The organism is Rosistilla ulvae (assembly GCF_007741475.1).
In the GTDB taxonomy this organism is placed as follows: Bacteria; Planctomycetota; Planctomycetia; order Pirellulales; family Pirellulaceae; genus Rosistilla; species Rosistilla ulvae.
This window is the reverse complement of the sequence record NZ_CP036261.1, coordinates 3,097,626-3,121,533: the sequence shown is the minus strand read 5'-3', so window position 1 is coordinate 3,121,533 and position 23,908 is coordinate 3,097,626. Positions and strand designations below refer to the sequence as shown.

Annotated in this window: 17 protein-coding genes, 1 tRNA gene and 2 pseudogenes; 11 read left to right on the top strand and 9 right to left on the bottom strand. The window is 56.2% G+C overall.

The genetic code is table 11. The annotated features are described in order from the left end of the window. Nucleotides 1–360 precede the first annotated feature (360 nt). Nucleotides 361–2,397, bottom strand: a complete 2,037-nt coding sequence (locus tag EC9_RS11065; protein ID WP_145345083.1) for a preprotein translocase subunit SecA — start codon at nt 2,395–2,397, stop codon at nt 361–363. Nucleotides 2,398–2,608: 211 nt separating this feature from the next. On the opposite strand from EC9_RS11065, the gene EC9_RS11060 reads away from it, so the two are divergent. After that, nucleotides 2,609–4,078 carry a BBP7 family outer membrane beta-barrel protein gene (locus EC9_RS11060; protein ID WP_145345080.1) on the top strand — a complete coding sequence of 490 codons (1,470 nt, stop codon included), beginning with the start codon at nt 2,609–2,611 and terminating at the stop codon, nt 4,076–4,078. Between the two features lie 132 nt (nt 4,079–4,210). On the opposite strand, the gene EC9_RS11055 is transcribed toward EC9_RS11060, so the two are convergent. Continuing rightward, nucleotides 4,211–5,716 carry a prenyltransferase/squalene oxidase repeat-containing protein gene (locus tag EC9_RS11055; RefSeq protein WP_246106076.1) on the bottom strand — a complete coding sequence of 502 codons (1,506 nt, stop codon included), beginning with the start codon at nt 5,714–5,716 and terminating at the stop codon, nt 4,211–4,213. 801 nt (nt 5,717–6,517) lie between these two features. Here EC9_RS11055 and EC9_RS11050 point away from each other — a divergent pair. Beyond that, a tRNA-Met gene (locus tag EC9_RS11050) sits at nt 6,518–6,591 on the top strand. 583 nt (nt 6,592–7,174) lie between these two features. Here EC9_RS11050 and EC9_RS26465 read toward each other — a convergent pair. The 3 genes from EC9_RS26465 to EC9_RS11040 are packed head-to-tail and all read right to left on the bottom strand — an operon-like array spanning nt 7,175 to nt 8,387. Then, entirely contained in the window at nt 7,175–7,345 is a 171-nt protein-coding gene (locus tag EC9_RS26465) for a hypothetical protein (protein ID WP_218934728.1), read from the bottom strand. A gap of 32 nt (nt 7,346–7,377) precedes the next feature. After that, nucleotides 7,378–8,013: a mobile mystery protein B gene (locus EC9_RS11045; protein WP_246106075.1), complete on the bottom strand. Its 636-nt coding sequence runs from the start codon at nt 8,011–8,013 to the stop codon at nt 7,378–7,380. After that, nucleotides 8,010–8,387: a helix-turn-helix domain-containing protein gene (locus tag EC9_RS11040; protein WP_145345074.1), complete on the bottom strand. Its 378-nt coding sequence runs from the start codon at nt 8,385–8,387 to the stop codon at nt 8,010–8,012. The genes EC9_RS11045 and EC9_RS11040 overlap by 4 nt, the downstream gene beginning before the upstream one ends. A gap of 263 nt (nt 8,388–8,650) precedes the next feature. On the opposite strand from EC9_RS11040, the pseudogene EC9_RS11035 reads away from it, so the two are divergent. Next, nucleotides 8,651–8,884, top strand: a pseudogene (locus EC9_RS11035) (winged helix-turn-helix transcriptional regulator); the annotation flags it as partial. 315 nt (nt 8,885–9,199) lie between these two features. On the opposite strand, the gene EC9_RS11030 reads toward EC9_RS11035, so the two are convergent. Further along, nucleotides 9,200–9,631 carry a Fur family transcriptional regulator gene (locus EC9_RS11030; RefSeq protein ID WP_145289342.1) on the bottom strand — a complete coding sequence of 144 codons (432 nt, stop codon included), beginning with the start codon at nt 9,629–9,631 and terminating at the stop codon, nt 9,200–9,202. Nucleotides 9,632–10,000: 369 nt separating this feature from the next. On the opposite strand from EC9_RS11030, the gene EC9_RS11025 reads away from it, so the two are divergent. The 5 genes from EC9_RS11025 (at nt 10,001) to EC9_RS11005 (ending at nt 14,902) form a co-directional block, all read left to right on the top strand. Beyond that, nucleotides 10,001–11,680, top strand: coding sequence for an outer membrane protein assembly factor BamB family protein (locus EC9_RS11025; RefSeq protein WP_246106074.1), 1,680 nt, complete (start codon nt 10,001–10,003; stop codon nt 11,678–11,680). A gap of 157 nt (nt 11,681–11,837) precedes the next feature. Then, nucleotides 11,838–12,248 carry a hypothetical protein gene (locus EC9_RS11020; RefSeq protein WP_145345068.1) on the top strand — a complete coding sequence of 137 codons (411 nt, stop codon included), beginning with the start codon at nt 11,838–11,840 and terminating at the stop codon, nt 12,246–12,248. Beyond that, nucleotides 12,245–13,501: a GTP-binding protein gene (locus EC9_RS11015; protein WP_145345065.1), complete on the top strand. Its 1,257-nt coding sequence runs from the start codon at nt 12,245–12,247 to the stop codon at nt 13,499–13,501. The genes EC9_RS11020 and EC9_RS11015 overlap by 4 nt, the downstream gene beginning before the upstream one ends. A gap of 2 nt (nt 13,502–13,503) precedes the next feature. Beyond that, nucleotides 13,504–14,148 carry a MerC domain-containing protein gene (locus tag EC9_RS11010; RefSeq protein ID WP_246106073.1) on the top strand — a complete coding sequence of 215 codons (645 nt, stop codon included), beginning with the start codon at nt 13,504–13,506 and terminating at the stop codon, nt 14,146–14,148. Nucleotides 14,149–14,296: 148 nt separating this feature from the next. Further along, entirely contained in the window at nt 14,297–14,902 is a 606-nt protein-coding gene (locus EC9_RS11005) for a hypothetical protein (protein ID WP_145345061.1), read from the top strand. A 128-nt stretch (nt 14,903–15,030) separates the two neighbouring features. Here EC9_RS11005 and EC9_RS11000 read toward each other — a convergent pair whose 3' ends face one another. Next, on the bottom strand, nt 15,031–15,741 hold the full coding sequence (locus tag EC9_RS11000; RefSeq protein ID WP_145345058.1) for a HoxN/HupN/NixA family nickel/cobalt transporter: 711 nt from the start codon (nt 15,739–15,741) through the stop codon (nt 15,031–15,033). 223 nt (nt 15,742–15,964) lie between these two features. Continuing rightward, nucleotides 15,965–17,131, bottom strand: a complete 1,167-nt coding sequence (locus EC9_RS10995; protein WP_145345056.1) for a hypothetical protein — start codon at nt 17,129–17,131, stop codon at nt 15,965–15,967. Nucleotides 17,132–17,530: 399 nt separating this feature from the next. Between EC9_RS10995 and EC9_RS27280 the strand changes: the two are divergent. Beyond that, nucleotides 17,531–19,699, top strand: a pseudogene (locus EC9_RS27280) (DUF4011 domain-containing protein); the annotation flags it as partial. Here EC9_RS27280 and EC9_RS26955 read toward each other — a convergent pair. Then, nucleotides 19,601–19,942 carry a hypothetical protein gene (locus EC9_RS26955; protein WP_246106072.1) on the bottom strand — a complete coding sequence of 114 codons (342 nt, stop codon included), beginning with the start codon at nt 19,940–19,942 and terminating at the stop codon, nt 19,601–19,603. The pseudogene EC9_RS27280 and the gene EC9_RS26955 sit on opposite strands and share 99 nt — an antisense overlap. Nucleotides 19,943–19,978: 36 nt before the next feature. Between EC9_RS26955 and EC9_RS26950 the strand changes: the two genes are divergently transcribed. Continuing rightward, entirely contained in the window at nt 19,979–23,350 is a 3,372-nt protein-coding gene (locus tag EC9_RS26950; protein WP_246106071.1) for a DUF3320 domain-containing protein, read from the top strand. Next, on the top strand, nt 23,343–23,903 hold the full coding sequence (locus EC9_RS10985) for a hypothetical protein (RefSeq protein ID WP_145345051.1): 561 nt from the start codon (nt 23,343–23,345) through the stop codon (nt 23,901–23,903). The genes EC9_RS26950 and EC9_RS10985 overlap by 8 nt, the downstream gene beginning before the upstream one ends. The last annotated feature ends 5 nt before the right edge of the window (nt 23,904–23,908 follow it).

The window sequence follows — 23,908 nt, the reverse complement described above, 5'->3', positions numbered from 1 at the left end:
AGTCTTCTTGGGGTGAGAGTGAATGTGTTTCGAACGCTTGTGATTTTGCGTGGTGTCGAATGGTGGGCGGGCGTTTGGTGGATGGGATACAGCCGTTCTCGGCTGCGAAAGGGGCCGCAAACTGCCCTGATACGGAGACCGATTGTAACCTGCCGGACGAGGGAGAATCCATAACCTGTTGGCAGCAGCGCCGGAATTTGTCGATTTGGCTTTTTCAACGCGTTGCCACGCCGCACGGTGCCTCCGGTGAAGCCCGCGACAGCGCAGCGATATCCGTCGGCGACCGACCACGGGACCGCCGCAATCCGATCTCGCAAACGGAGCCGATGGGGGAGCGCGAAGGGCGTCCCCAGCAGCAGATCAATCGGGCGTGTCGAGATAGGGGTCTTGCCCTAATTCACGCTGCATCTTTTTGCGTTCGCGCTCGTGATGCAACAGCACCATCCGGTCGCGGAAGTGTTTCCTTTCGACCTTCTGCTGAGCCTTGCGGAACATCGCAGCATAGCTCTGAAAGCTGGAGCCGCTATCGGCGCCTAACTGTTTCCATCGTGCGGCTTTGACCGGGCCGTAGCCGTTCTTGAGGATATCGTCGTCCAGCGACAGATACTGGCGGTAGGATCCCTGGTCGCCCTGCCGACCGCAGCGGCCGATCAACTGACGATCGACCCGCGCCGAATCGTGCAATTCGGTGCAGATCACGTGGATCCCACCCTCGGCTTCGACATCTTTGGGAACCTTGATATCGGTACCGCGGCCAGCCATGTTGGTCGCCACCGTGACGCGGCCACGCTTGCCCGCCTCTTCGACGATCGCCGCCTCTTCGGCCACTTTGTTGGCGTTGAGGACTTCGTGTTTGATCCCTTTGTCCTCGAGCATTTGCGACAACAGTTCCGATTTGTCGATCGATCGGGTACCGATCAGCACCGGGCGTCCCAATCGGTTCATCTCAACCACTTCGTCGACAATCGCCACAAACTTTGAGTGCATGTCGCCGAAGACGAGATCCTTCAGCGGGATCCGTTGCGGCGGGCGATTGGTTGGGACACGTACGACCGGTGTGCGGTAGATCTTCTTCAGTTCCGGTGCCGACGTGGCGGCGGTACCGGTCATCCCGGCAAGATATTTGTAACGCAGGAACAGATCTTGGATCGTGATCCGCGCGGCCTGACCGGTCGGGACCGAGATCTCCATCCCCTCCTTGGCCTCGATCGCTTGATGGATCCCGTCGCGCCATTTACGTCCCTCGGCCAAACGGCCCGTGAATTCGTCGACGATCACGATCTCATCGTCGCGGACGACGTAGTGCCGGTCCAGAAAGAACTCTTGATGGACTTTGATGCCACGCTCCATGAACTCGTACAGATCGACCAGCCCCACGGTTCGAATCAGGTCGGGACGTGGCAGCGATCGGACTTGTTGGCGACCGCGGCCGATCAGTTCAATTTGTTTGGTGTCGGGATTGATTTCGAAGTGTTCGTTCTCGACAAATTCCGGTGCGTGCCGCGCCGCCCAAAGGTACGTCTGCACGATCTGTTCGCGCACCTGATCCTCGATCGAACCGATGATCAACGGCGTTCTCGCTTCATCGATCAAGATGCTGTCGGCCTCATCGACTAAACAGAAATGGACGCCACGCATCACCGGTTTGTCGCCACCGCCACCGCTGAAGTTCGATTCGCCATCGCCCAGGAAGTCGGACTGGACGCGGTTTTGCGCCCGCAGCAGCAAGCGATCGCGAAGGAAGTCAAATCCGAACTCTTTGGCCGTGCCATACGTGATGTCGCTGTTGTACGCTTCGCGGCGCTGGCCTTGATCACATTCGGTTTGCACGATTCCCACGCTGACACCCAACGTGCGAAAAAGCGGCGTCATCCACTCCGCATCGCGCTTGGCCAGATAATCGTTAACCGTCGCCAGATGCGAGCCCTTGCCCAACAAGGAATGTAGATAGAGCGGCAGGGTCGCCGTCAACGTCTTCCCTTCTCCCGTCTGCATCTCGGAGATACAGCCTTCGTGCAGCGCCATGCCGCCGATCATCTGCACCTGATAATGCCGCATCCCCAACGTGCGCCGACCCGCTTCACGGACCAGGGCATACGCTTCGGGCATCAACGACGCGAGCGATTCCCCCGATTTGGCGCGGTACCGCAGCGCCAGACTCCGCTTGCGGATCTCCTCGTTGTTCTCTTTGATCAACAGCGGTTCCCAGGCGGCGATCTTTTGCAGATTCCGCTGCCAACGACGGATTCGCGTCGACGCTCCCATCCCGAGCCAGCTTTTCAGTGGCACGTCCTTATCGGCGCGCGACTCCGGAGCCTGGGCATCTTGGGCAACTGGCGCGGGGACCGATTCGATGGAGTCGTTCGCTTCGTTTGGGGCTGTTTCGCTGGTAGACATTACCGTTTTCCATGAGCTAGCTGATATCAATCGCAATCATAACCGGCGGGCAGGCGGCAACCTGGACAAGCTGAGGTGTCTGCGACGCGTAATGTGGGTTATTTGGGTTGTCTATTCTTCGCGTTCGGATTGATCTGGAATTCCTGGCTATACGTGTCGATTCAATGGTACCAGTCGTGGCAAATATCCCGCAAATGCGAGCCGAAAGAAAATGAAACGTACAAACATCTGGCTGACCGTTGTGGCTGTTCTCGCCGGAACAGTTTCAGCATGGGCGGGGGAACCCGGCCAGTCTCAAGGTTACAAGAACTCCCTTGGTTACACAGCCCACGTTGGCGACCTTTCCAACACACCTCACCACCACCACGGCACCTCGGTCGTCAAACAACCGGCCGCACAGCCAAGCTTTGCAACCGCGCCGGCTTGTGGACCACAAGGCTGCACAACCAGTTGTGATTCGGCCTGCGATGAATTATACGACGACGGATGTGACAGCATTTCTGGAAACAGCGGATGTCTGACTGGACTCTTTGGACGCAAACTCAACCGTGGTGGTTCCGGCCGCACTTGGGGCCGTGTCGAAGCATTGCTGTGGTGGGCCGAAGATCGCGATAGCCCAGCACTGATCAGCAGCAACGCCAACTTCGCCACTCGCCCGGTCGTTCCCGACGTCAGCAACGCCGGCACCTCGGTTCTGTTTGGCGGCCAAGATGGCATTCAATCGGACATGATGGTCGGCAACCGCATCGATTTTGGTAGCTATCTGGACGACGACCACAGCTTCGGCATCGGTGGCCGAATCTATGGCCTTTGGAATGGTGCCGACACGGTCAGCGTTTCGTCCAACGGCAGTGGACCATCTTATGGCGTTCCATTCTTCGATGTCGCTGCGGTTCCACCGGTTGGCCCTGGATTGGGTGTTGCGATCGGAACGTTTGGCCTGTTGCCGATCGGACAGGATCTTGGCGGCGGACAAGTTGTCACCGGCAACGTTTCGGCGACCAGCGAACTCGACTTCATCGGATCGGAAGTCTACGCTCGGGCTCTGTTGGCTCGCACGGCTGACTTCCGCGTCGACCTGATCGGTGGTTACACCTTCCACTCGTTGGACGATTCGATCATCCTGCAAGGGCGTTCGACTCTGAACAACACCGTGGCGGGCAACCTGACGCCACAGAACATCTACGATTTCCGCGACGCCTTCGAAGCGGAAAACACGTTCCACGGTGGGCAGATCGGTTTCGAGACGCAAGTTGCCAAGGGACGCTTCATGTTCAGCTCGCTGACCAAAGTTCACTTGGGTAACATGAACCAACGCGTTCGCTTGTCGGGCAATTCGCAATACAACGACATGGCGACAACCATCTCCTCGAACAACCGCGGCCTGTTGGTTCAAGGCAACAACGGGCTCTACGAACGAGATCAATTCACATTCGCTCCCGAAGCGAACGTCAAGCTCGGTTACCGCGTCTGCAAATGTGCGACCGTCAACGTCGGCTACAGCCTGATGATGTGGTCGGACGTTGCTCTGGCGGGCAATCACATCGACAACCGGATCGATAGCACCCGCACCGAAGCGAACTTGAACACCGCGACGCGAACCGAAGTGCCCAACTTCGAATTCAACACCGACAGCTTCTTCATGCACGGCCTCGATCTAGGCCTGACCTTCACCTACTAAACCGTGAACGGTTTCCAAGTGAAGCGAGCAACGTAAAACAACGATTGCGATCGTTGCACAAATCAAAAAAGCGGCTCGATGCTAAGGCATCCGGCCGCTTTTTTTATGCGCGGTACGCAAATCGGCGAACCTTTAGTTCTCGTTTTTGTACAGCGGCATGTGGCGGTAATAGACTTCCAGACAAAACAGCGACAGACAGGTCGTGTACAACCGCCCGCCGGTGCTTCCCCAACGCGAACCTTGCGGTGCCCAGCTGCCTGCCTCACGTCCCGATTGAACTTGCGCTTTGGGCAATGCCTCTCGCATCACACCGTTCCAGTTCCGCCACGGTTGGCCGCCATAATGGTGCAGCACCTGCGTTGCGTAGTACCAGTAATAGAAGTCGCGGTCGTCTAAGACAAACGGATATTTGGCGTCGATCGTCAACACCGCTTCTTTTAATGCGGGGTGATCCTCTTGCCAGCCCAAATACTGTCGGCACAACAATCCCTCGGCCGTCATCGCTGGCGAAGGAGCGGAATTGGGTTGGTAGGAATAGGCCGAACCGTCGTAGTGAGCGACCGTGTCCAGATAATAACCGATGTTCGCAAACGCCGAACCGGGAACCTCCAAGCCGGCCATCTGAGCGCTCTTCAGTCCCATCAAAAACCATCCGGTGACGGAGGTGTCCGATTCGCGGCGTGGATAATAGCGCCAACCACCCTCCTTCGACTGGATTTCGACGGCGTAATTAACAGCCCGTTGTGCCGGCTCGCGAAGCCAAGAATCCTTCGACATCGCATACAGTTCGCAGATCGCGATCATGCATTGCCCTTGAGCGTACAACGCCTGGTGGCTGGGAACTTGCGACTTGGTGACAAAACTCCCCTCGCGATCTTGGTGACCGACTAGCCACTTGATTCCACCGGCGACCTGATCCTTGTATTCGCCCGAGAGATGCGTGTTGCCATCGCCTTGCAGTGCTAACAGCGCCATCGCCGTAGCGGCCGGTTTGTTCTCGGTGCTGGAACCATCGGAATAGCGCCCCGAAAGGCTCCAGAACCCGCCCCGTTGCTGATTTCGTTTCAGCCATTCCAGCCCCAACTTTACGGCGTCTTGTGTCGCTTGGGTGCCGCCGTAGGTCGCCAACAACGCCTGCTTCATCCCACCCGAACGCCCCGCCAGGGCCGAACTGACTTTGAACTCCGCCTGCATCGATCCCATTTCGACGGGAACGATCAAATCAGACATCTCCATCGGGGAAAACGAATCGTCGACCTGAACATCGGCCAGTTCCGACATCTCGGTCGCTTCGAGCATTTCCGGAGCTTCGGAGCTATCGAGTTCGAACATCGCCAGATCGACCTCCTCCTCCTTTTCCGATATCCCCAACTCGATCATCAACCGACCGACTCCCGACGTCCCCGGAAAAGTCAACAGCGCCAACAGCAACAGCACCACCAGATGGACCACCAGGCTGATCAACCATGCCGGAGCGGACTTTTCCACTTCCAGAAAATCGGTCCCTTCGTCCGCTTCGCTTTCGGCGGGCAACGCCGACACGCCAGCCGGACGCGGTTTTCCGTTGTTAGCTGGGACCGTTGTCGCCGTCGGATCGACAGCTTCGCGTCGCCAGCGCTGGCCACCCGATGGAGGCACTGGAACTGCAGCTGCGACCGGCGCGGGCTGCTTGGGCGTCGGCGGCTGCCTCACAGGGACAGGTTTGGGCAACGGGGGCGGTGGCGGTGGAGTCGCAGACGACGGTGGATCGCTGGATGCGCTGGACTGAGCCACGAAAAAACCTCGATTGACCAATAGATAAGGGAATCCTATCGGGCCGCTTCAAACACCAGACCGCAGCAGCATCCTGCCGCGGCCGCCTCGAATTCGAGGGAGGGCTGCCAGCATCGCGAAAGGAAACGGCCTCGCTGTGCGGAACTCTTACATTCTACGCAAGATAGCATCCGCGGCGAATGGAAGACAAAACAATCGATCCCCAACGGAGCGGAATTTCCAATTAATGTCAACCGTTGGCCAGTCTGAAGCAGGCTGGAACGATTGCTCTGGCGCGGCTCGAATCGTGATTGACTCGCGGACGCCCCCCACCAATAGCGGGCTTGGGCCTCGCGGTTGGCAAGCCCACGAGCGAACGTCCGTCGACATGCCGCGTTGTTGTTTCGATTCGCGGCGATTCCCCCCTCACACTTTTCTTGCCCCACGCCCCCATCGCAGCCACCGACTCCCCGCGTCCGCCGCGGAGAACCGGAATCGAACGAATCATTTTCCGTTTTGGAAACAAGAGAACAAACGCTCCACCGTCAACGCTAACACAGGAAATCCCGTGCTCTCCGACGATTGAAGCACCCCAAATCGGTGGCTCAATCATGAAAATTGCGTAGCGATCTGATTTAAATTCCGATCGGCCCTTGACTTTGGCACGCTGAATGCCGAAGATACCTGTGCGGGATGGAGCAGCCCGGTAGCTCGCGAGGCTCATAACCTCGAGGTCGTCAGTTCGAATCTGGCTCCCGCAACTCCAAATGCCCGTCGGTTGGAAACAATTCGACAGGTTATCGAACAAGCCGACGTTGGTCTTCATGACTGACGCCGGCTTTTTTCGTGCTTTACCGCAGCCCTACGAGGGATTTACGCGAGAGCGGGACGGCATAACTATGGGTAACTTTCTCCTCAAAAGCTCTCGACGACATTCACCTAAACGGACGTGGTCGCTGTCTTATACAGGTGCCTCCGTTCTAAAAAATCTTCGGGTTACATGCTCAAAAGTCCTATCGCTCAGTTTCTGGTTGCCCATAGCCCGCCCCGACTATTCGTGCACCGTTCGGGGCGCCCCGCGACCAAGCAAAATAGCCGGGCGAAATCGTAGGGCAGTTCGTAACATCTCTAAGTGTTTAGTCTCAAACGTCTGAGCAATGATGGTGCCTCGTCAGGTGGCAACACAAGCGCATCCACTAGCTGATACCGCTGAGCCGTTTGCGGAGCTCGTTACATTTGAGCGAGAGGCTGCGACCGATCGGATCTCTGTTTCGACAGGCGAAAAAGCCTGCAGGTCGGGACCCTCGGCGATGCGGACAAATCATCCTTCATCACGGTGCGACCTCACTCTCGCTTCAGGTGGCAAACACGTCGCGATCGGTCTCGTCGTAGGGGAAGTTGGAGCGTGCGAGTCATCACGATCCCGTCACCCCAGTCTTGCATCAGCGGGATAAAGAACAGATGCAGCTCCAATTCAAGTGTGTACTCAAGGGCTTTTCCATGAAACTCGCTCATGCCACTGTCCCCGCTCAATTGTTTTCTGGCTCTCAGAGTTGCGTGTCTTCGCTGAACCTTTGGTGTAAGTCAATCAATGGTCCATAGTTTCGTGCATCGGCCTCTTTGATCGCAGCAATGTACTCATCGCGGATCGGACTTTCGGTGTTTCGCAAGTCGGTCGATGGCCAAAGCGTGGCTGGCTGGTCGTGTTGCATCAGCCACACATTCGCCAATAGTCGAGCCCACCGGCCATTGCCATCTTCAAAGGGATGAACCCAAACCGCGCGGTGATGAAACTCAGCGGCGGTTGCAATCACGAGAGCGCCCGTTTCTTTCTGTCGCTTGTCAGCCTCCATCGCAATGACTCCGAGCTCCGTCGCGATGATGTTGGGACTCACTCCGATGTTCTTTTCAGTTGATCGAATCTCGCCAGCCCAACTCCAGATCGAACCAAGCATCTCACGGTGGAGTCCGAGAAGCCAATCAAAACTGAACGGTGCAATCTTCCGGGATGGTTTCGAGAGCAGGTATTTTTCTGTTACGCGAAGGATCGACGAAAACTCAACCTCGTTGAGCTCGCGCCGCGTTTTGATCGTTTTGAGTTTGAGCCCCGATCCATCAAACGGCGTGTCGGCATCTTTCCCGCTCGAACCAAGCCCAGTGGTCTTGCCACGCCCCGTGTTCATGAGGCCCACAGTTTTCGACTTGACGATTCGATACGAGCTTTCGCTTCTTCGAGATGTGATTGAGCCGAAGCCCGCGAGACAGCTTGAGACTCGAGAGCCACATTGCCTTGCGTGAGTGCGATCAGACGTTTTGCTTTTGCGGTGGCAATCTGATCTCGGAATTGCTCGGCGGGAATCTCTGTTAAATCGAGAGAGATCCCCAAGGCGAGCAGAATCGCCTGCAAGTTTGCGAACGAGAATTCGCGGTCCTCACCGCCGAGAATCCGAATGACCGTGGCCCGTGAAACCCCGCTGCGACGCGCGAGATCCGAGACAGAGATATCGAGCTCTCGTTTTCGTTCTTGGATGCGGGCAACGATTTCGTGAAGGGGCATGACGACACGTCCGGGTTATATGGAGGGGCTGATTCGGACATCGGGCAGAAACCCGCAGCTCATTGGCCGCTCTTTAATTGTTGCACGCGTGCAACAAAAGTCAACTGCCCGTTTGTTTGCCCTCAACGTTTCGCACCGCGAAAAACGGCGAAACCGTGATATTACGTGAGCGGGAAGGAAAACGACCTGAGATTGCTCGCGGTGTTTACCCGCTCGAACGCCCCCCTCACACGAGTGGTTGAGGGCCGGAGTGAGCGATGTTCGGTTGCGTCACCCAGCGGATGTTGACCAAGCAACTTCGCGAACTCGAAGCCAGCGGTTTGGTTAACCGAATGGTCTATGCTGAAGTGCCGCCACGAGTTGAATACGAACTGACCGAAGAACGGAAGTCGTTGCAACCCGTCTTGGAATTGCTGAAGAAATGGGGTGAAGAGCACGCAATGGAACTAATTTCTGAACGTCAAAAATCAGCGGTCGATGGCCAAGCAACCGAATGATCTGGAAGGCGGCCACAACGCAGCGGCTCGATCCACCCGACAATTGCTCCGCCGCTTGGAACATGCGCGAACCTGTTTGTCGGGCTCGTGAAACGCTTCCATATTCGCCGAACATCGCCGAGCCGAAAGCCCGCGCGGCATGGACAGACGCGACGTTCGCCCCGGTGGGCGAAGCGTGATTCGGTTATCACACCGATCTCAACCAGAGCGTTCTGCGGGGCAGTTCGCGAACCGTGGCTGGCCGTAGCGAGCAAACGTTCAACGGCAACGACATGCGTTTGCGTCGACAACCAATGACACCGATGGGGTTCCCACCTACTTGCAGTCGTTGCAGTGACCTTGCAACAGAATCTGGGTGACTTCCCCAACCGCCTCGCTGGCACGCTGGCTCCCGGCGGTCAACTTGACGTCCGACAGGCAAGAGACGGTGCCGCAGTCGACGCACAAGAAATGGGGGTGCCCGGTGTCGTGTTCGTCATTGGGATCGATGGCTTCAAATCGCCACACGTGATCACCGACCTGGGTACGACGCACCAACCTCACCTCAGCCATGTCGTTCAGGCTGCGAAAGACTGTCGCTTTGTCGACGTTCACGTCCGCCAACCCCTCGACGACAGCGGAATGGGTCAGCGGTTGAGAGGACCGGCGAAGCAGTTGCAAAGTGGCAATCCGCGCCGGCGTGGCTCGCAGCCCCGCGTCGCGAATCGCTTGCTTGACCAGGTCAAGCGATTCATCGTGTTGGCTCATGAAAACTCCTTAGAGTCCTTCATCATATGTGTTCGCAACCGTTTTGCAAGTGCGAAAGCGATGACGGCAGGGCTATTGAGTGTTTCCAATTGAGGTATCAGCCGCCACGCGTTAGCGTCCGGTTTACCTGGAGAACCGGACGCTAACGCGTGGCTGCTAATTTCCCTAAGCACAAACACTGATTAGCCCTGGCGATGACGGTTCAAGCAACCGAGCCGACTCTTGCAATGCATTTGCATCTGGGAGTTGACAAGCGACGCGATGTCGTCATGATTTACCGCAATGACGCCGCACATGCACACGCAGTGCACCTGCAGTCCGATGCCAGGTCTTGTTGATTTCCCGTTGCCATCCAGAAAGTCCACAGTCATGATTCCTGCTCCTTTTCATGGTTTTTCGCGAGCCGTCTCTCTTCTGCGGGGGCTTGCGGTCTTGTCCATTGGTCTGATGTTCAGCTCGACCGGTTTCCTGGGGGCCGACGATGCGGTCGGTTCCTGGTCCAGCTTCCGCGACGGAGGAGCCTCGCGAGCGTCATCGCCACTACCAACGCGGTGGTCGGCCAGCGAAGGGATCGCGTGGCAGAAGGAGCTGGAGGGTTACGGGCAATCGGCACCAGTGATCCATGCGGGCAAAGTGATCGTGACTTCGGTCATCGGCCCAAATTGTCACCAGATCACGGTGGACTGTTTGGACCTCGCGACGGGGCAAGTGGCTTGGTCGTACCGGCGAGCCTCTTCGAACGAGCATCCTTCAAACTACATGAACGCTCGTGCCGCACCGACACCGATCGTCGACGACGCGGGGGTTTACGCCTTCTTCGAAACCGGCGACTTTGTCGCGCTCAATTGGGAGGGGGAAATGATTTGGCACCGGGACGAAACGGAAGCGTCCGGAAAGTTTGATAACAGTCATGGCATCGGAGCTTCTCCCGCTTCGGATGCCACGTCGCTCTACCTACTGATTGAACACGGCGGACCGTCATCGCTTTCCGCGATTAACAAAACTGACGGTTCGGTGCGATGGTCCATCGAGCGGGATTCAACCAAATCGTGGGCTTCGCCAGTGATCGCGACGATCGATGGCCGATCGCAAGTCATCGTCAGCAGCGGCGGCACGGTGACCGGCTACGACACCGTCGATGGAAGCGAAGTCTGGCAGCTAGATGGTATCGAAGGCAACTCGGTTCCCTCGCCGGTTGTCGACGGCGAGCGATTAATCGTCGCGGCGCGGTTGCCCGAATTTTCGAGCGACGGGCAAGTCCGAGCCAATTGCGCCGTGGATCTCTCGCGATTAAAGGACGGCAACCCCGAAGTCCTTTGGCGAGCTGAAAAGGCGATCAGTGAATACGCCAGCCCGGTGGTATGCGGTGACTTCGTCTACTTTATGAACAAAGCGAACGTGCTGCACTGCATCGATATCGCCACCGGGGAGATCGCATATCGAAAACGATTGTCGCTGGCTTGCTGGGCAACGCCGATCGTCGCCGGCGATCTGGTTTACTTTTTTGCCAAGAGCGGCGAAACGAAAGTCGTCCGCGCTGGTGCCACCTACGAAGAGGTGGCGGTAAACGCCCTGTGGGACGTAAACAATCCGCCGGCTCCGCTGCACTACCGGGAATCGCAAGGTGGTCATGGCGGGCAGGGCGAATCTGGCGGGCATAAAGGCCGCGGCGGCCCCGGTGCGCATGCAAAGGAAGCCATTCCTACAAAAGAGAGCCCAGTCGGCGGTCACGGTGGCGAGGGACCAATGAAAGCTCCCGGCGGTGGAATGGTAGCTCGCATGATGGCTGGCGATGCCAATGGCGACGGCGTCCTGGAGGGTGAGGAAGTGCCCGAGATGTTCCGCGCGATGATCGGTCGAATCGACACCGATGGTGACGGCTGCATCGATGCCGATGAACTCGAAGCGATGGCCAAAAGCTTTGCCGAGCGTCGCAAGCATTCCGCCGCGTCGGCCCGAGACCCGATCGTCTACGGTGTCGCTGCCGCCGATGGTCGGATCGCGATCCGCACCGGCACACGCTTGTACGTTGTCGCCCACGATCATTGATCCTATTCGCGTTCGGGTGGCAATGGAGCGATATCCATGTCGCCAACAACCAACGACAGTTTTGGGAAAGTTTCGCCCTCATGCAAACGCAGTCGCCCATGTAACCGCATTGCGTCTGCAGCGATGTTACCCCCGCCTCGATCCTTGGAGAAGTCTCGTGTTTCGCCTCTCGCTTTTAACTGCCGTGTTCGTCTGCCTGTTGGGTGCCCAGCTTCGCGGCGATGATCCGTCCGCATTGCTGATCGCCACGTCGCACCAGCGGACTGCTTCATCGCTGCCGCCACTACCTCACGGTTCGCGGGTCGTTGTCTTGATTCAGGAAAGCGAAGACGACTACGCCACGGTCAACGCGAGGGCCCTGATGGCGCGCGATGCGACGCACATCGTCTTTGATCGCGCCGATCAATCGCCGCTCATCCAGATGTTCCGAGAACGCTTGACAAGACGAGGCGCGATGCCGGTCGAGCTTCGCGAGCGATGGACACAACCTCTTGGGCTCGAAACCTCAATCGCTGACGCTTCAACCCAATCCACCTTCGCCAACTTTTTTACAGGGCCAAAACAATGAATCCCTCGGTTTCTACCAAACGTCTTCCCGTCACGGTTCTTTCCGGCTTTCTCGGGGCTGGCAAGACGACGCTGCTGAATCATATTTTGACCAACCGCGACAACCTTAAAGTCGCGGTGATCGTCAATGACATGAGCGAAGTCAACATCGACGCAGCTCTTGTCAAATCGGGCGACGCGAACCTGTCTCGAACCGAAGAACAACTGGTCGAGATGTCCAACGGATGCATCTGCTGCACGCTTCGTGAAGATCTGCTTGTCGAAGTCCGGCGATTGGCTCGCGACGGCCGCTTCGACTACCTGCTGATCGAATCGACGGGCATCAGCGAACCGCTGCCGGTCGCCGAGACGTTCACCTTCGAGGACGAGGAGGGTGAAAGTCTTTCGATGCTCGCCGAACTCGACACGATGGTCACCGTCGTCGATGCGGGCAACTTCATGAAGGATTTTGGTTCGTGGGACGATCTGGCCGACCGGCGGATGGGACTGAGCGAAGGTGACACGCGGAACATCGTGGACCTGCTGGTCGACCAAGTCGAATTCGCCAACGTGATTATCGTCAACAAGACCGATCTGGTATCGCCGTACGATCTCGAACAACTCAACCGTATCCTCCGCAAACTCAACGCCAAAGCCAAGATTCTGAACACGACCGAAAGCCGATGCGAACTGGCGGAGATCATGGGGACCGGCTTATTTTCGCTGGACGAAGCCGAAGCGCAACCGGAATGGCTCGCTGTTCCGCGTGGCCAGGAGGAGACCGAAACGGAAGAGTACGGCATTTCGAGTTTTGTCTACCGCAGCGAGCGACCGTTTCACCCTAAGCGACTGACCGAGGCGCTCGACGGGGACATGGACGACGGTCTGTTCAGCGGCGTGCTTCGCAGCAAAGGTTTGATGTGGATCGCTTCGCGTCACGACTGGGCCTACGACTGGTCGCAGGCGGGATGCTCGATTCGCATGAACCCCGCAGGTTTCTGGTGGGCCGCCGCGCCGGACGACGCATGGCCCGATGACGAAGCGTTGGTCGCAGATATTCGTTCCAAATTCGTCGGCGAACATGGCGATCGGCATCAAGAACTGGTGTTTATCGGCAACGCGATGGCCCCACAGCGAATCGCCAACATTCTGGACGCCTGCTTGCTGACTGATCTGGAATTTACACAAGGCCCTGAACTTTGGGCCAATTTTGAAGACCCGTTGCCGGGGATCGAACTGCAGCCCGGTGAAGAACTGATGGAAGAGGAGGTTTGAACATGGATGATGCAATGCAAACAACATCGATCGGCCCGCGCGGATCGGAATCACGGCTCACGGACAGCTCGTCAGCCAACTTCGGATGGCAGGATTGGATCGGGATCGTCGCCTCGATCGGCTGCGCGATCCACTGCGCCGCTATGCCTTTCGTGATTGCGTTCCTGCCGGCTTTGGGACTCAGTTTCCTCGCCGATGAAGGTTTCCATCGCTGGATGGCGTTGGCCTGTTTCGTGATCGCACTGGCGGCGTTTGTGCCCGGTTTTCGCAAACATCGTCGCTGGACGCCCGGCGCGATCGCGATCGTCGGCCTTTCGCTGATCACCTTCGCCGCGTTCGGATTCGCCGGGGATTGCTGTGCGGCTTGCGAGTCCCCCGCAGGAACCGAAGTCGCTGCCACGGCGTGCGCGGATGCCTGCTGTGAACACTGCGCCGTGAACGCGACCGCAGAGACTGAAAGCAACAACCAATCCAATCCGAGCATTGTCACCGCATCGGTTGTCTCACCGAACTTCCTGACGGCAATCGTCCCTTGGATCACACCACTGGGCGGCATCCTGCTGGTCTCCGCTCACCTGTTGAACCGAAGGTACGGATGTCTATGCGGATGTTGTGAGGCGAAGCCGGCCACAAAGGTAGCTGAGTAATGCCTACACCACCGGGTACATTCGATCTCGTTGTCATCGGTGCCGATGCGGTCGGTAGGCTGTTCGCCATTGCAGCTGCGCCAGGGGAGCAGCACGCATCGCGACGGCAAAGTATTCCCGATTGGGTCCCCCTGTATGAGACGTCGCCATGATCGACCGCGCTTGGGCAACTGGTTTGTTGAGTCAACAGATCTGGTGCTGGGGACAAGACGTGAAGCGGCCCGAGGGAAACTGGTTGCTCGAGATCGGATTCGAGCGCACCACACCTCCGGAACACCGCAAGGAATGTTCCAGCGTCTATACGTTGGCAATCAACGATCGCACGAGAATCACGCTCCGTGGGTTCGGCATCTACATTGGTGACGACCTGCGGGGCGGAATGTTTATCGGACGCTACGGTTTCACGCCGAAGTATTCGTCAAAGTCTCGCTTGGATTGCCCGCCGTGGTCTACTAACGATCTGCCCGACTTTCAATTTCCGGACGCCCAACAACGCGATCCAACTGCGATGCTGTTGCTCGATTTATTGGATTGGATTCGGCAGTACGAGCTGGATGTCGTCAAGCGACTGGGCATCGATTACCGCCGCAACACGTTGATCCAATGGAACAACGGCAAGCGTCCCTTCATGCCGGCGGAACAAATGGCGTCGTCTTGGCGAGAACTAACCATCGCAATCGCAGCCAATCCGGATGCATGGATCTCTTTGAACGCGGACCAACCCATTTCGGCGGGCAACCGTGCGGAAGAATGAAGTGAGCAGTAGTCGCACTACCGCCAAACTTCCAGTCAGGGTCGTAGCCGGGATTCCTCACTGGAATGACTCTGTCGAGAAGTTCCAGCGAGAGCATTGCGTAGAAAGGATTGAAAGGGAAAGTGAACTCAGCCCGCCATAGCGACTCGCGCGGCGTAGAAGAGGCCAACGCCCAAGATCAGGATGGCGCGAATGTAGCTCCATGGCAGTTTGGCCAGTCGGCTCTCTTCGCGAATCAAGCTGCCACCGAATCGTTGCAGTAACATGCCGACGCAGGTTAGTGAACTGGCGATACCGGCGGCGAACAGACCGATCACGGCATAGGCGGCCACGGGCGAACCGGTGGACATGCTGGTGAAGTAGGCCGCCAGCGCCGAAGGGCAGGGGAGCAAGCCGAACGCGACACCAAGCAGGGCACTCATCGAGTAGCTTGATTTTGCCGAGCGTGGTTTTGCATCGCAATCTTCATCGCGATGGTGTCGGCAGCCGCACTTCTTTGCCGGTTTGGCGCGGTAAGCGCCCCACAACATCCAAGTTCCTACACAGAGAACCAAACCGGCACTGATCCACTGCAACGTCGCCGTCATCGCCTCGTTGTCATGATGATGATCGCCGGTGATTAAATGATGCGTCAGATGGACGGCCATCGCGATGGCAATCAAGGAGACCGAATGGGCCAGACCGCTGGAGAGGCCCATCACCAGCGGATGCCAATAGCTACGTCGCTCGCCCGACAGGTAGACCAACATTGCGGTCTTGCCATGCCCAGGTTCCAGTGCGTGCAGCGCGCCGAGGAAGAACGCAACGCCGAGCGTCAATTCGTGCGTGTGTTGATGCATGAAAATGCCAGAATCCGAAGATGAGAGTTTGCTTCGGAGACATTACGGAAAAAACAAGCAACAGGTTCACTACAAAGGCGGTGTTTGTAATGCTGTTTGACTGCCCTGCTTGTCGTAGGCTTGGGGCTGGTGGGCGGGTTGCCGGAATCCAGCACCAGCCCAAGCAGGTTGCGTGACGGAGCGGTCGCTCCAATGGAGTGACGAAACAAACGACGTCACTCGCTCATTCAAACAGTCCTCGTTTTCTCAGCGCCGACTTGAGCATGTTGAGTGTTGGGTGGGCTTTGGCAAGCTTGGTGGCGCAATCGCGAGCAAGCTGATTCCCCTTCTCACCACCAACCGCCTCGCGAAGGTCGGCGAGGATGTCGGCAGCGGCTTTGTAATTGGCGGTGCCTCTGGCGTTAACAGTTTTCTCGGCTTCGGCTAACCAGGTTTTCGGAGCGGCCTTCATCTTTTCCATTCTGGCCAGGCGTTCTTTCTCTGCCTTGGCTGCCTCTCGCTTCGCTTTCGCCTGCTGCTTCTGTTCCTGGATTCTGTTTGCCTCTTCTCGCAGTTCCACTGTGGCATCGAGCAATTCATCAAGCGTCCCCCCTCGCACCGTCGTGGGCCAATCAACGACCGATCCCGACGCGCGAATTTCGGCTAACAGTTCGGCTTTGACCGAAACGGGATCCTCTTTCAAGAACCGCTGTAGCAATACGCGTGAACGCGCCTCGGGGATCGATTGCGACCAGTCTTGAATCGGATCTTCGCCGTTGGCGTTTGAGTCGAATCCGGGAACACCTTTCGCTGCTGCCTTCAGGATCAACGGATCGAGTCCGAAGAAGGGAAGCAAGCTGGTGCTCAGCGCAGGCAGATTGTCGAGACCATGCGGTACCGGTGGCTCGATCATCTCCGCCGGGTCTTCATTGTCCTCGTAGGCCGCGCACAGCCACAAAAGGTACAACGCACGCAGATCGCCGACGATTAATTGCTCACGCACTTTCGCAAGCGAATCCAAGTAGTCATCGAAATCCCAAACCTCTTCGATATCGCCTGATTCATGAAAGGGGGCCACCGAAAGGATACCGCCGATCCCCTTGGCGTCTTGCTCCCACTCGAAACTTCCGCACGTAAGAAACGGCGTGATTGTCGATTGAGGGAACGGAAGACCGCTGGGCAATCGCAATCGGATCTCGCGGTCGCCATAATTGGTATAGGCAAGGTGAAGATCAAACCCGCGACGCAGCAAACCATCGACATCACCACGAAACGAACTGTAGTGGTACTCGACCGACATCTCCCATCGCGAAAGTTCGGAATGCGACGATTGTTTTTCGGCGAACGCGAGTTGCTTGTCGTCCAGTGGCCGGTCGATGGCACGAAAGACCACGTATTGATATTCGCTCATAACGTCCCTGTTTTCGGTAGAAGAGACCAGCAAACCAAATCTTGAACCGAGAATCTATGCTGGATTGAAAGCATTTCCGAGCGGTGCCCGATCGGGTTTGAAAAAACGCCGCAAACACAGCAGCTAACCTCTGCCCTGGTAAATGAAATCGGCATCGGCTTGAAACGCACAAGCCTGCTGTAGGTGCAGGCTACAGCAAACGAACCGGCTGAGTCGTGATTCGATACGGCAACGAATAATCGGGAAGATTTGTCAAATCGGCGCAGTTGCGCTAACCGGTGTCTTCAGCGAAAGCAGCCGCAAAACGGGCTCATGGATTGCCACTTCTGGGTGATTCTATGCAGGAGTCTGACTATAATCCCGTTTGAAAACTTGTCAGTAGCGAGGATGTGGCAGTAGATGCAAAACAATGATGAATCGCTTGAACCGTCCGGAAACCGATGCGTTGAAATCGAGGCGGACGTGGCGTCCACCTTGAACTTCGCCTCATGGCAAAATTCTGTCCCGTTGCTGAGGGCATTACAAGTCCATAATGATACCGCTGAAGCGATGCAATACTTGCGTTTGTCGGTCACATCATCGCCTCGTTTCATTCGGCCCAAGCACTGGGTCTTGGATCGCGTGGATGCGAATTCGGATAATGTGCTCCGCGATCGTGATGTTCAATTGGATGCTGAATATCTGAATGGTTTGAACGAAGCCGAGCGTGGAATCCTGACGTTCACGCTCACGCGCGGTGATGTGGTTGTTGCGACGACAGAGAAAGAACTACGCGTGCTGGCGAGAGACGAGTGGGGTGGTTTGAATTCAGGTGGGGAGTTGTTGGCTGCTTTTGTGATGCCAAACGATCCGGCGATCGCCAAGGTATTGAAAATCGCGAGTGATGTGTTGGCGAAGCATGGGCATGACGCGGCATTGGATGGTTACCAAAGCCGTGACCCTCGCCGTGCTTACATGCTGGTTGCAGCACTTTGGTCAGCGGTTGCATCTCGTTCATTGACCTACGCGAACCCGCCACGAAGTTTTGAATTAGTTGGACAGAAGACGCGTAGGCCGGCCACCGTGATGGCGGATGGGTTAGCGACGTGTCTCGACAGCACGTTGTTGTTCGCCGCTGCGATCGAAGCTGTTGGTCTCAACCCCGTCGTGGTGATGGTTGAAGGTCACTGTTTCGTCGGTGCGTGGCTAGTTGAAAAGACTCTCGGGCATGTGATCGAACGAGATTGCAGCGAAATTCGCAAGGCGATCGCGGCTAGAGAGCTCATCACCTTTGAGACAACACTCGTTACTGGACGGCCGCCGGCCCGGTTTGAAGACGCGGTGAGAACCGCCGCCGCATCGACCAGCGAAGCCAAAGAGAATGAGTATCAGGCAACGATCGATATTGGACGCGCGCGAACGGCTCAGATCCGACCACTAGCCTCGCACCAAGCCGCATCACAATCCACCGATGAGCCACAAGTAGAGCGTGGACCGCTTCCGTTGCCGGCCGCGCCAGCCATCAACGACATCGCAATAGACGAATCCGATGACAAGCCTGCGACGCCAGAAGGTCGCATCGACCGCTGGCAACGAAAGTTATTGGATTTGTCGCTTCGCAATCGCCTGTTGAACTTCAAACCCAACAAACAATCCGTTCCCATTGTTTGTCCCGATATTTCTCTGCTCGAAGACCGTTTGGCGGCGGGCAGGAAGCTACGATTGATTTCATTGCCGCAGCAGAATCCGCTTGGTGAGCGAGATGCGGAAACCCACCGGCAACGAACCAATCAAGATCTCAACACCGAATTTGCTCGCGGTGCTTTGGATCGTGATGAAGTTTCATGCTCGCTATCAGAGCACGAACTGTCTGGCCGTTTAACCACAATCTATCGCAACGTCAGGAACGACCTCTCCGAAGGCGGATCGAACACGCTGTTTCTGGCGGTTGGCTTCTTACGTTGGAAGCAAAAGCCAGATGACGCCAAATCCTATCGAGCGCCGTTGCTGTTGGTCCCGGTCAAGCTGACTCGCAAGAGTGCGTTGTCGCCATTTCACCTGACGCTGCATGAGGACGACGTTCGGTTCAACGCGACGCTGATCCAATTGCTCAAGAAGGATTTTGCTCGTGACTTGTCGTTCTTTGAGTCCGATCTTCCGTGCGACGAGAGTGGCGTGGATGTACCGCAAATTCTGGAGAGGATGCGGCGAGAAGTCCGCGACATCCCTGGCTTTGAAGTCGTCGACGAGTCGGCGATTGGAACATTTTCGTTCGCAAAATATCTGATGTGGAAAGATCTCGTTGATCGCATCGGAACCTTAAAACAAAACCGTGTTGTCCGCCACTTGGTTGACAATCCGGAGAAGGCGTTTGAATCGGGCGGTGGTTCGATTCCGAACCCGCAACAGATCGACGTTCGATTCGCCCCCAAGGATATCTATCATCCGCTGCCCGCCGACTCATCTCAGCTGGCCGCCGTCATGGCCGCATCAGAAGGGCAAGATTTTGTTCTGGTCGGGCCGCCAGGGACGGGCAAAAGTCAAACGATTGCCAACATTATTTCGCAGTGTTTGGCCGTGGGAAAAACAATTTTGTTTGTGGCGGAAAAGACGGCTGCGTTGGACGTTGTTTACAGGCGACTGAAGGAACACGGTCTTGGTGATTGCTGTCTCGAATTGCACAGCAACAAGGCCGAGCGACGCAAGTTTCTTGGGCAGTTGGACTCTGCTTGGCAAAACAATCGTCGAGTCAGCCAGAACGATTGGCTCAGCATCAGCGAACGCTTGAAGATTCGCCGTGACGAATTGAATGCCTACGTCGCTTCGATCCACCTAACTCATCCCAACGGATGGTCAGCCTTCGAAGCGATGGGGACCTGCGTCAAGGGAGGCGATCAACCAACGCCCAAATTTGAATGGGCTGATACTGTCAAGCATGACCGTGATGCATATCAACACCTCGCTCGCACCATTGAATCACTTTCGCTTAACTACGACGCGATTGATCGGTCGTCGACGTTGCCGATGATCAAGCACACACAATGGTCGGCTTCGTGGGAACAATCGCTTCTTGCTCAGTGCAAACAACTGCAGAGTGTTGCGACGAACTTGCGGGATACATTGGCCTCATTTGCAAAGGAAATCGGTATCGGTCAGCGGCTGGATTGTTCGCTTGCCGAAATGGATGCGCTGAATCTGCTAGCGAAGTCGCTGATCAATTGTGCTGACGAGGATGTTCGGATTCTGTTCCACAAGCAATTCGCCAAATTTCCCACTGCCAAAGCGGAGTTGAATCAAGCCATCGACGCTTACCAGGGCGCGGTGCAATCCATGAACGCCGACTACGCAGATTCACTTGACGCAATTCCGTTGGATGAAATTGACCATGGTTGGCGTCAGGCAGTTTCGGCGTTCTATCCAATGTCATGGTTCGCGAAGCGAAAATTCGCTCGCCTGTTGCAGACATACGCGTCCAGCGGCGTTGCGAATCCGGAGACGGATATTGCAGCGATTCGCAACGTTCGCCGTCAACTGGCAATCATTGCCGCCAGTCCGCTTGCGAACCAAACACTTCACTGGGATGCGACGAAGACAGACACGGCGAAGGTCGACGTACAATTGACAAAGGCAGGGAAACTGCGCAGTGCAATCGTCGCAGCCGGCAAGTTGCTGGGGACAACAAACGAGATCTCGAAAGCCGTTCATCCTCACATCAACGGAAAGAACATCGATTCGCCGCTCTTCCTTTCCGCCGCCCACTTTCTCAAAGCGACCCAAGCGTTCTTGGTGGGTGTCAATGCGTTTGCGAAAGTGTCCGGTGGGATGCCCTTGGCAAAAGAAACGCGGGATTGTGTCGAAACCTCGCTTGCCGCCGCACAGCAGATTGAAACGAATCGAAGCAGTCTTCAACGGTGGACGTCTTGGTGCGAAGTGAAGAAGGCGGCAAAGACTGCGGGCCTGAATCCGTTCGTGAAGGCTTTGGAGAATGGCGAACTCGATGCACATGATTTGGTGGACCGTTTTCGTCTCGCCTACTCGCAATGGTGGATTCGTGGCGTCATCGATCGTGACGAGGTGCTTCGATCATTTCAACGTTTCAAACATGAGGACGTCATCGCCGACTTCCGAGCGTTGGACGAACAAGCCCGGGCGGCGGCCGCATCGCGAGCCAAGCAATCGATTGCACATAATCTGCCTGTGGAGGGCATCCCCAAGAAAAGCGAACTCGGTCTGCTACGTCACCAAATCGGACTGACTCGTCCCAGCAAGTCGATTCGCGAAGTCATCGGTTCGATGCCGGAAGCCTTTGGAAAGCTGGCACCGTGCTTATTGATGTCACCGCTTTCCATCGCGCAATACTTGCCTGCGGATCAAGCCTTGTTTGATGTCGTGATTTTTGACGAGGCATCACAGATCACGACTTGGGACGCTGTCGGAGCGATCGCTCGTGGCCGGCAAACGATCATCGTTGGCGACCCCAAACAGTTACCTCCAACCAATTTCTTTGGTCGCACCGATGACGATGAGACCAATGATGAGATCGAGGATCACGACAAAGATCTTGAGAGTATTCTCGATGAGGCGAAAGCATCTGGGCTGCCGACGTTGCAGTTGAATTGGCACTACCGGAGCCGACATGAATCGTTGATTGCCTTCTCGAACTGGAACTACTACGGCAATAATCTCGTTACGTTTCCAGCAGCAGAGTCCGACGACCGCGGAGTTTCTTTCGTCCATCTCCCCGAAGCGGTCTACGATCGTGGAAAAAGTCGAACGAATCGCAAAGAAGCCGAAGCAATCGTCCGCGATGCGGTCGCACGAATGAAACGCAATCTCCAGTTGCCGGAGGAAAAGCGTTTGACGTTCGGTGTCATCACCTTCAACAGTCAACAACAGTCTCTGATCCAGGACCTCTTCGATCAAGCTCAGCGAGATTTCCCAGAGCTCGATTGGTACTTCGCCGACGAACGCATCGAACCCACGGTGGTCAAAAACTTGGAAAACGTTCAAGGTGACGAGCGAGACGTGATGCTGTTTTCGATCACGTTCGGTCGTGACATTTCAGGCAAGAGTATTCCGGTAACGTTCGGTGCTCTCAACCGCGATGGAGGCGAGAGGCGATTGAACGTTGCCGTTACAAGAGCTCGCCAAGAACTGGTGGTCTTTTCATCCTTCAAGGCCGATGAGCTGAATGCGGAACGCTCAAAAGCTCGCGGCGTTGCTGATCTGAAGGCTTTCCTGGACTATGCAGAGAAGGGTCCCGAAGCGATCGCGGCGCGAACCGAAGGAAGCGTCGGCGGATTCGATTCGCCGTTCGAGGAGGCTGTTGCTGAAGTCCTGCAATGCAAGGGCTGGCAAGTCGTGCCTCAAGTTGGAGTGTCCGGATTTCGCGTTGATCTGGGCATTCGACATCCCGATAAGCCAGGTGCCTTTTTGGCCGGAGTCGAATGCGATGGAGCGACCTACCACCGAAGTGCGGTTGCACGTGATCGTGATAAGACTCGGCAAATGGTGCTGGAGAATCTCGGCTGGAACATCTTGCGAGTTTGGTCACCCGACTGGTGGTACGATGCCAAGTCAGCCTCCGAAACATTGGACCAGCAGCTTTCCAGACTCCTCGAAGAGGCGAGGGCAACACAGCAAGCAAACACACCGGACATTCAGGAACCGGTCCCAAGTATCGAACTTAAGCCGGTGCAGTCTGCCCCGACGCCTACAGTGGCATCTGCACCCGAGTCTGAATCCACAATTTACTACGCACGCGTGAAGTTGGCCGATGCGGTCGGCAATCAAGATCGTTTCTTTGATTCATCGTATGATGATGACTTGAGGCAAATGGCGATGGAGGTCTTGCGAAACGAAGCACCCATACGAGATGACGTCCTCGCCAAGCAGATCGCCAGAGCTCACGGATTTGCTCGAACGGGGGCGAACATTCAATGCCGCATTCTTGACCTACTTGGTGATGTCCTTTCAACAGACGAATCAACCGGACGGTTCCTTTGGGCAAGCGACGCATCCCAGCCGGTCGTCAAGTTTCGGCCCGCCAAATCCGACGATGATCGTCGAAGTGTTGACGAAATCTCGATCGCAGAGCTAACGGGTCTAATTCAATGTGAAAGCGAATTGCTGACTGAAACTGATCCAGCAGTCTCCGTAGCAAGAAGCATCGGCCTAACACGTCTTTCACAATCCGCAAGAGATCGAATCGAAGAAGCCATCCGCTCAATCCATGAATAATCAATCCGTACCCACAGCCATGGACCAGTACTTCATTCAGCAGAAGTATCGACTATCAGCAGAGATGCATTTAGCCGTTTGCTACATTGCCCAAGACCATGTCTTTCGAGGTTTCGTTCAATGTCGGACGTTGAAGGCGATTCGTCGGAGACGTTTGGTCGACAAAGACAATGAACTCACTTCGCTAGGTTGGACCTACTATCTCGAATTGACAGAAGCTGGCCCTTGTCCGACGAACGGGTTGAAAGGCTATAGGGCAAAAGACCCGCAATTGCTCTATTTGAACGCTCAACAGAGGTTAGAGGCAGTCGCGAAAGCAAATGCTGAAAGTGGACAACAACAGTCGCTTGTAAAGGCTGGCGTCATTGCCAAAGTCAAATATGGCGGTCGCCAAATCACTCTCGATGATGGAACCCGTTGGGAAGTTGACGATGTGGATTGCAGAACGGCCGACATTTGGATGGAGATGGATCGCGTGGTGATCGTTGACGGGGAAATGTTCAAACCAGACGAGTCCAAGAGAGTCGGGGTCGAAGAGGATTCACACGATTGAAAAGG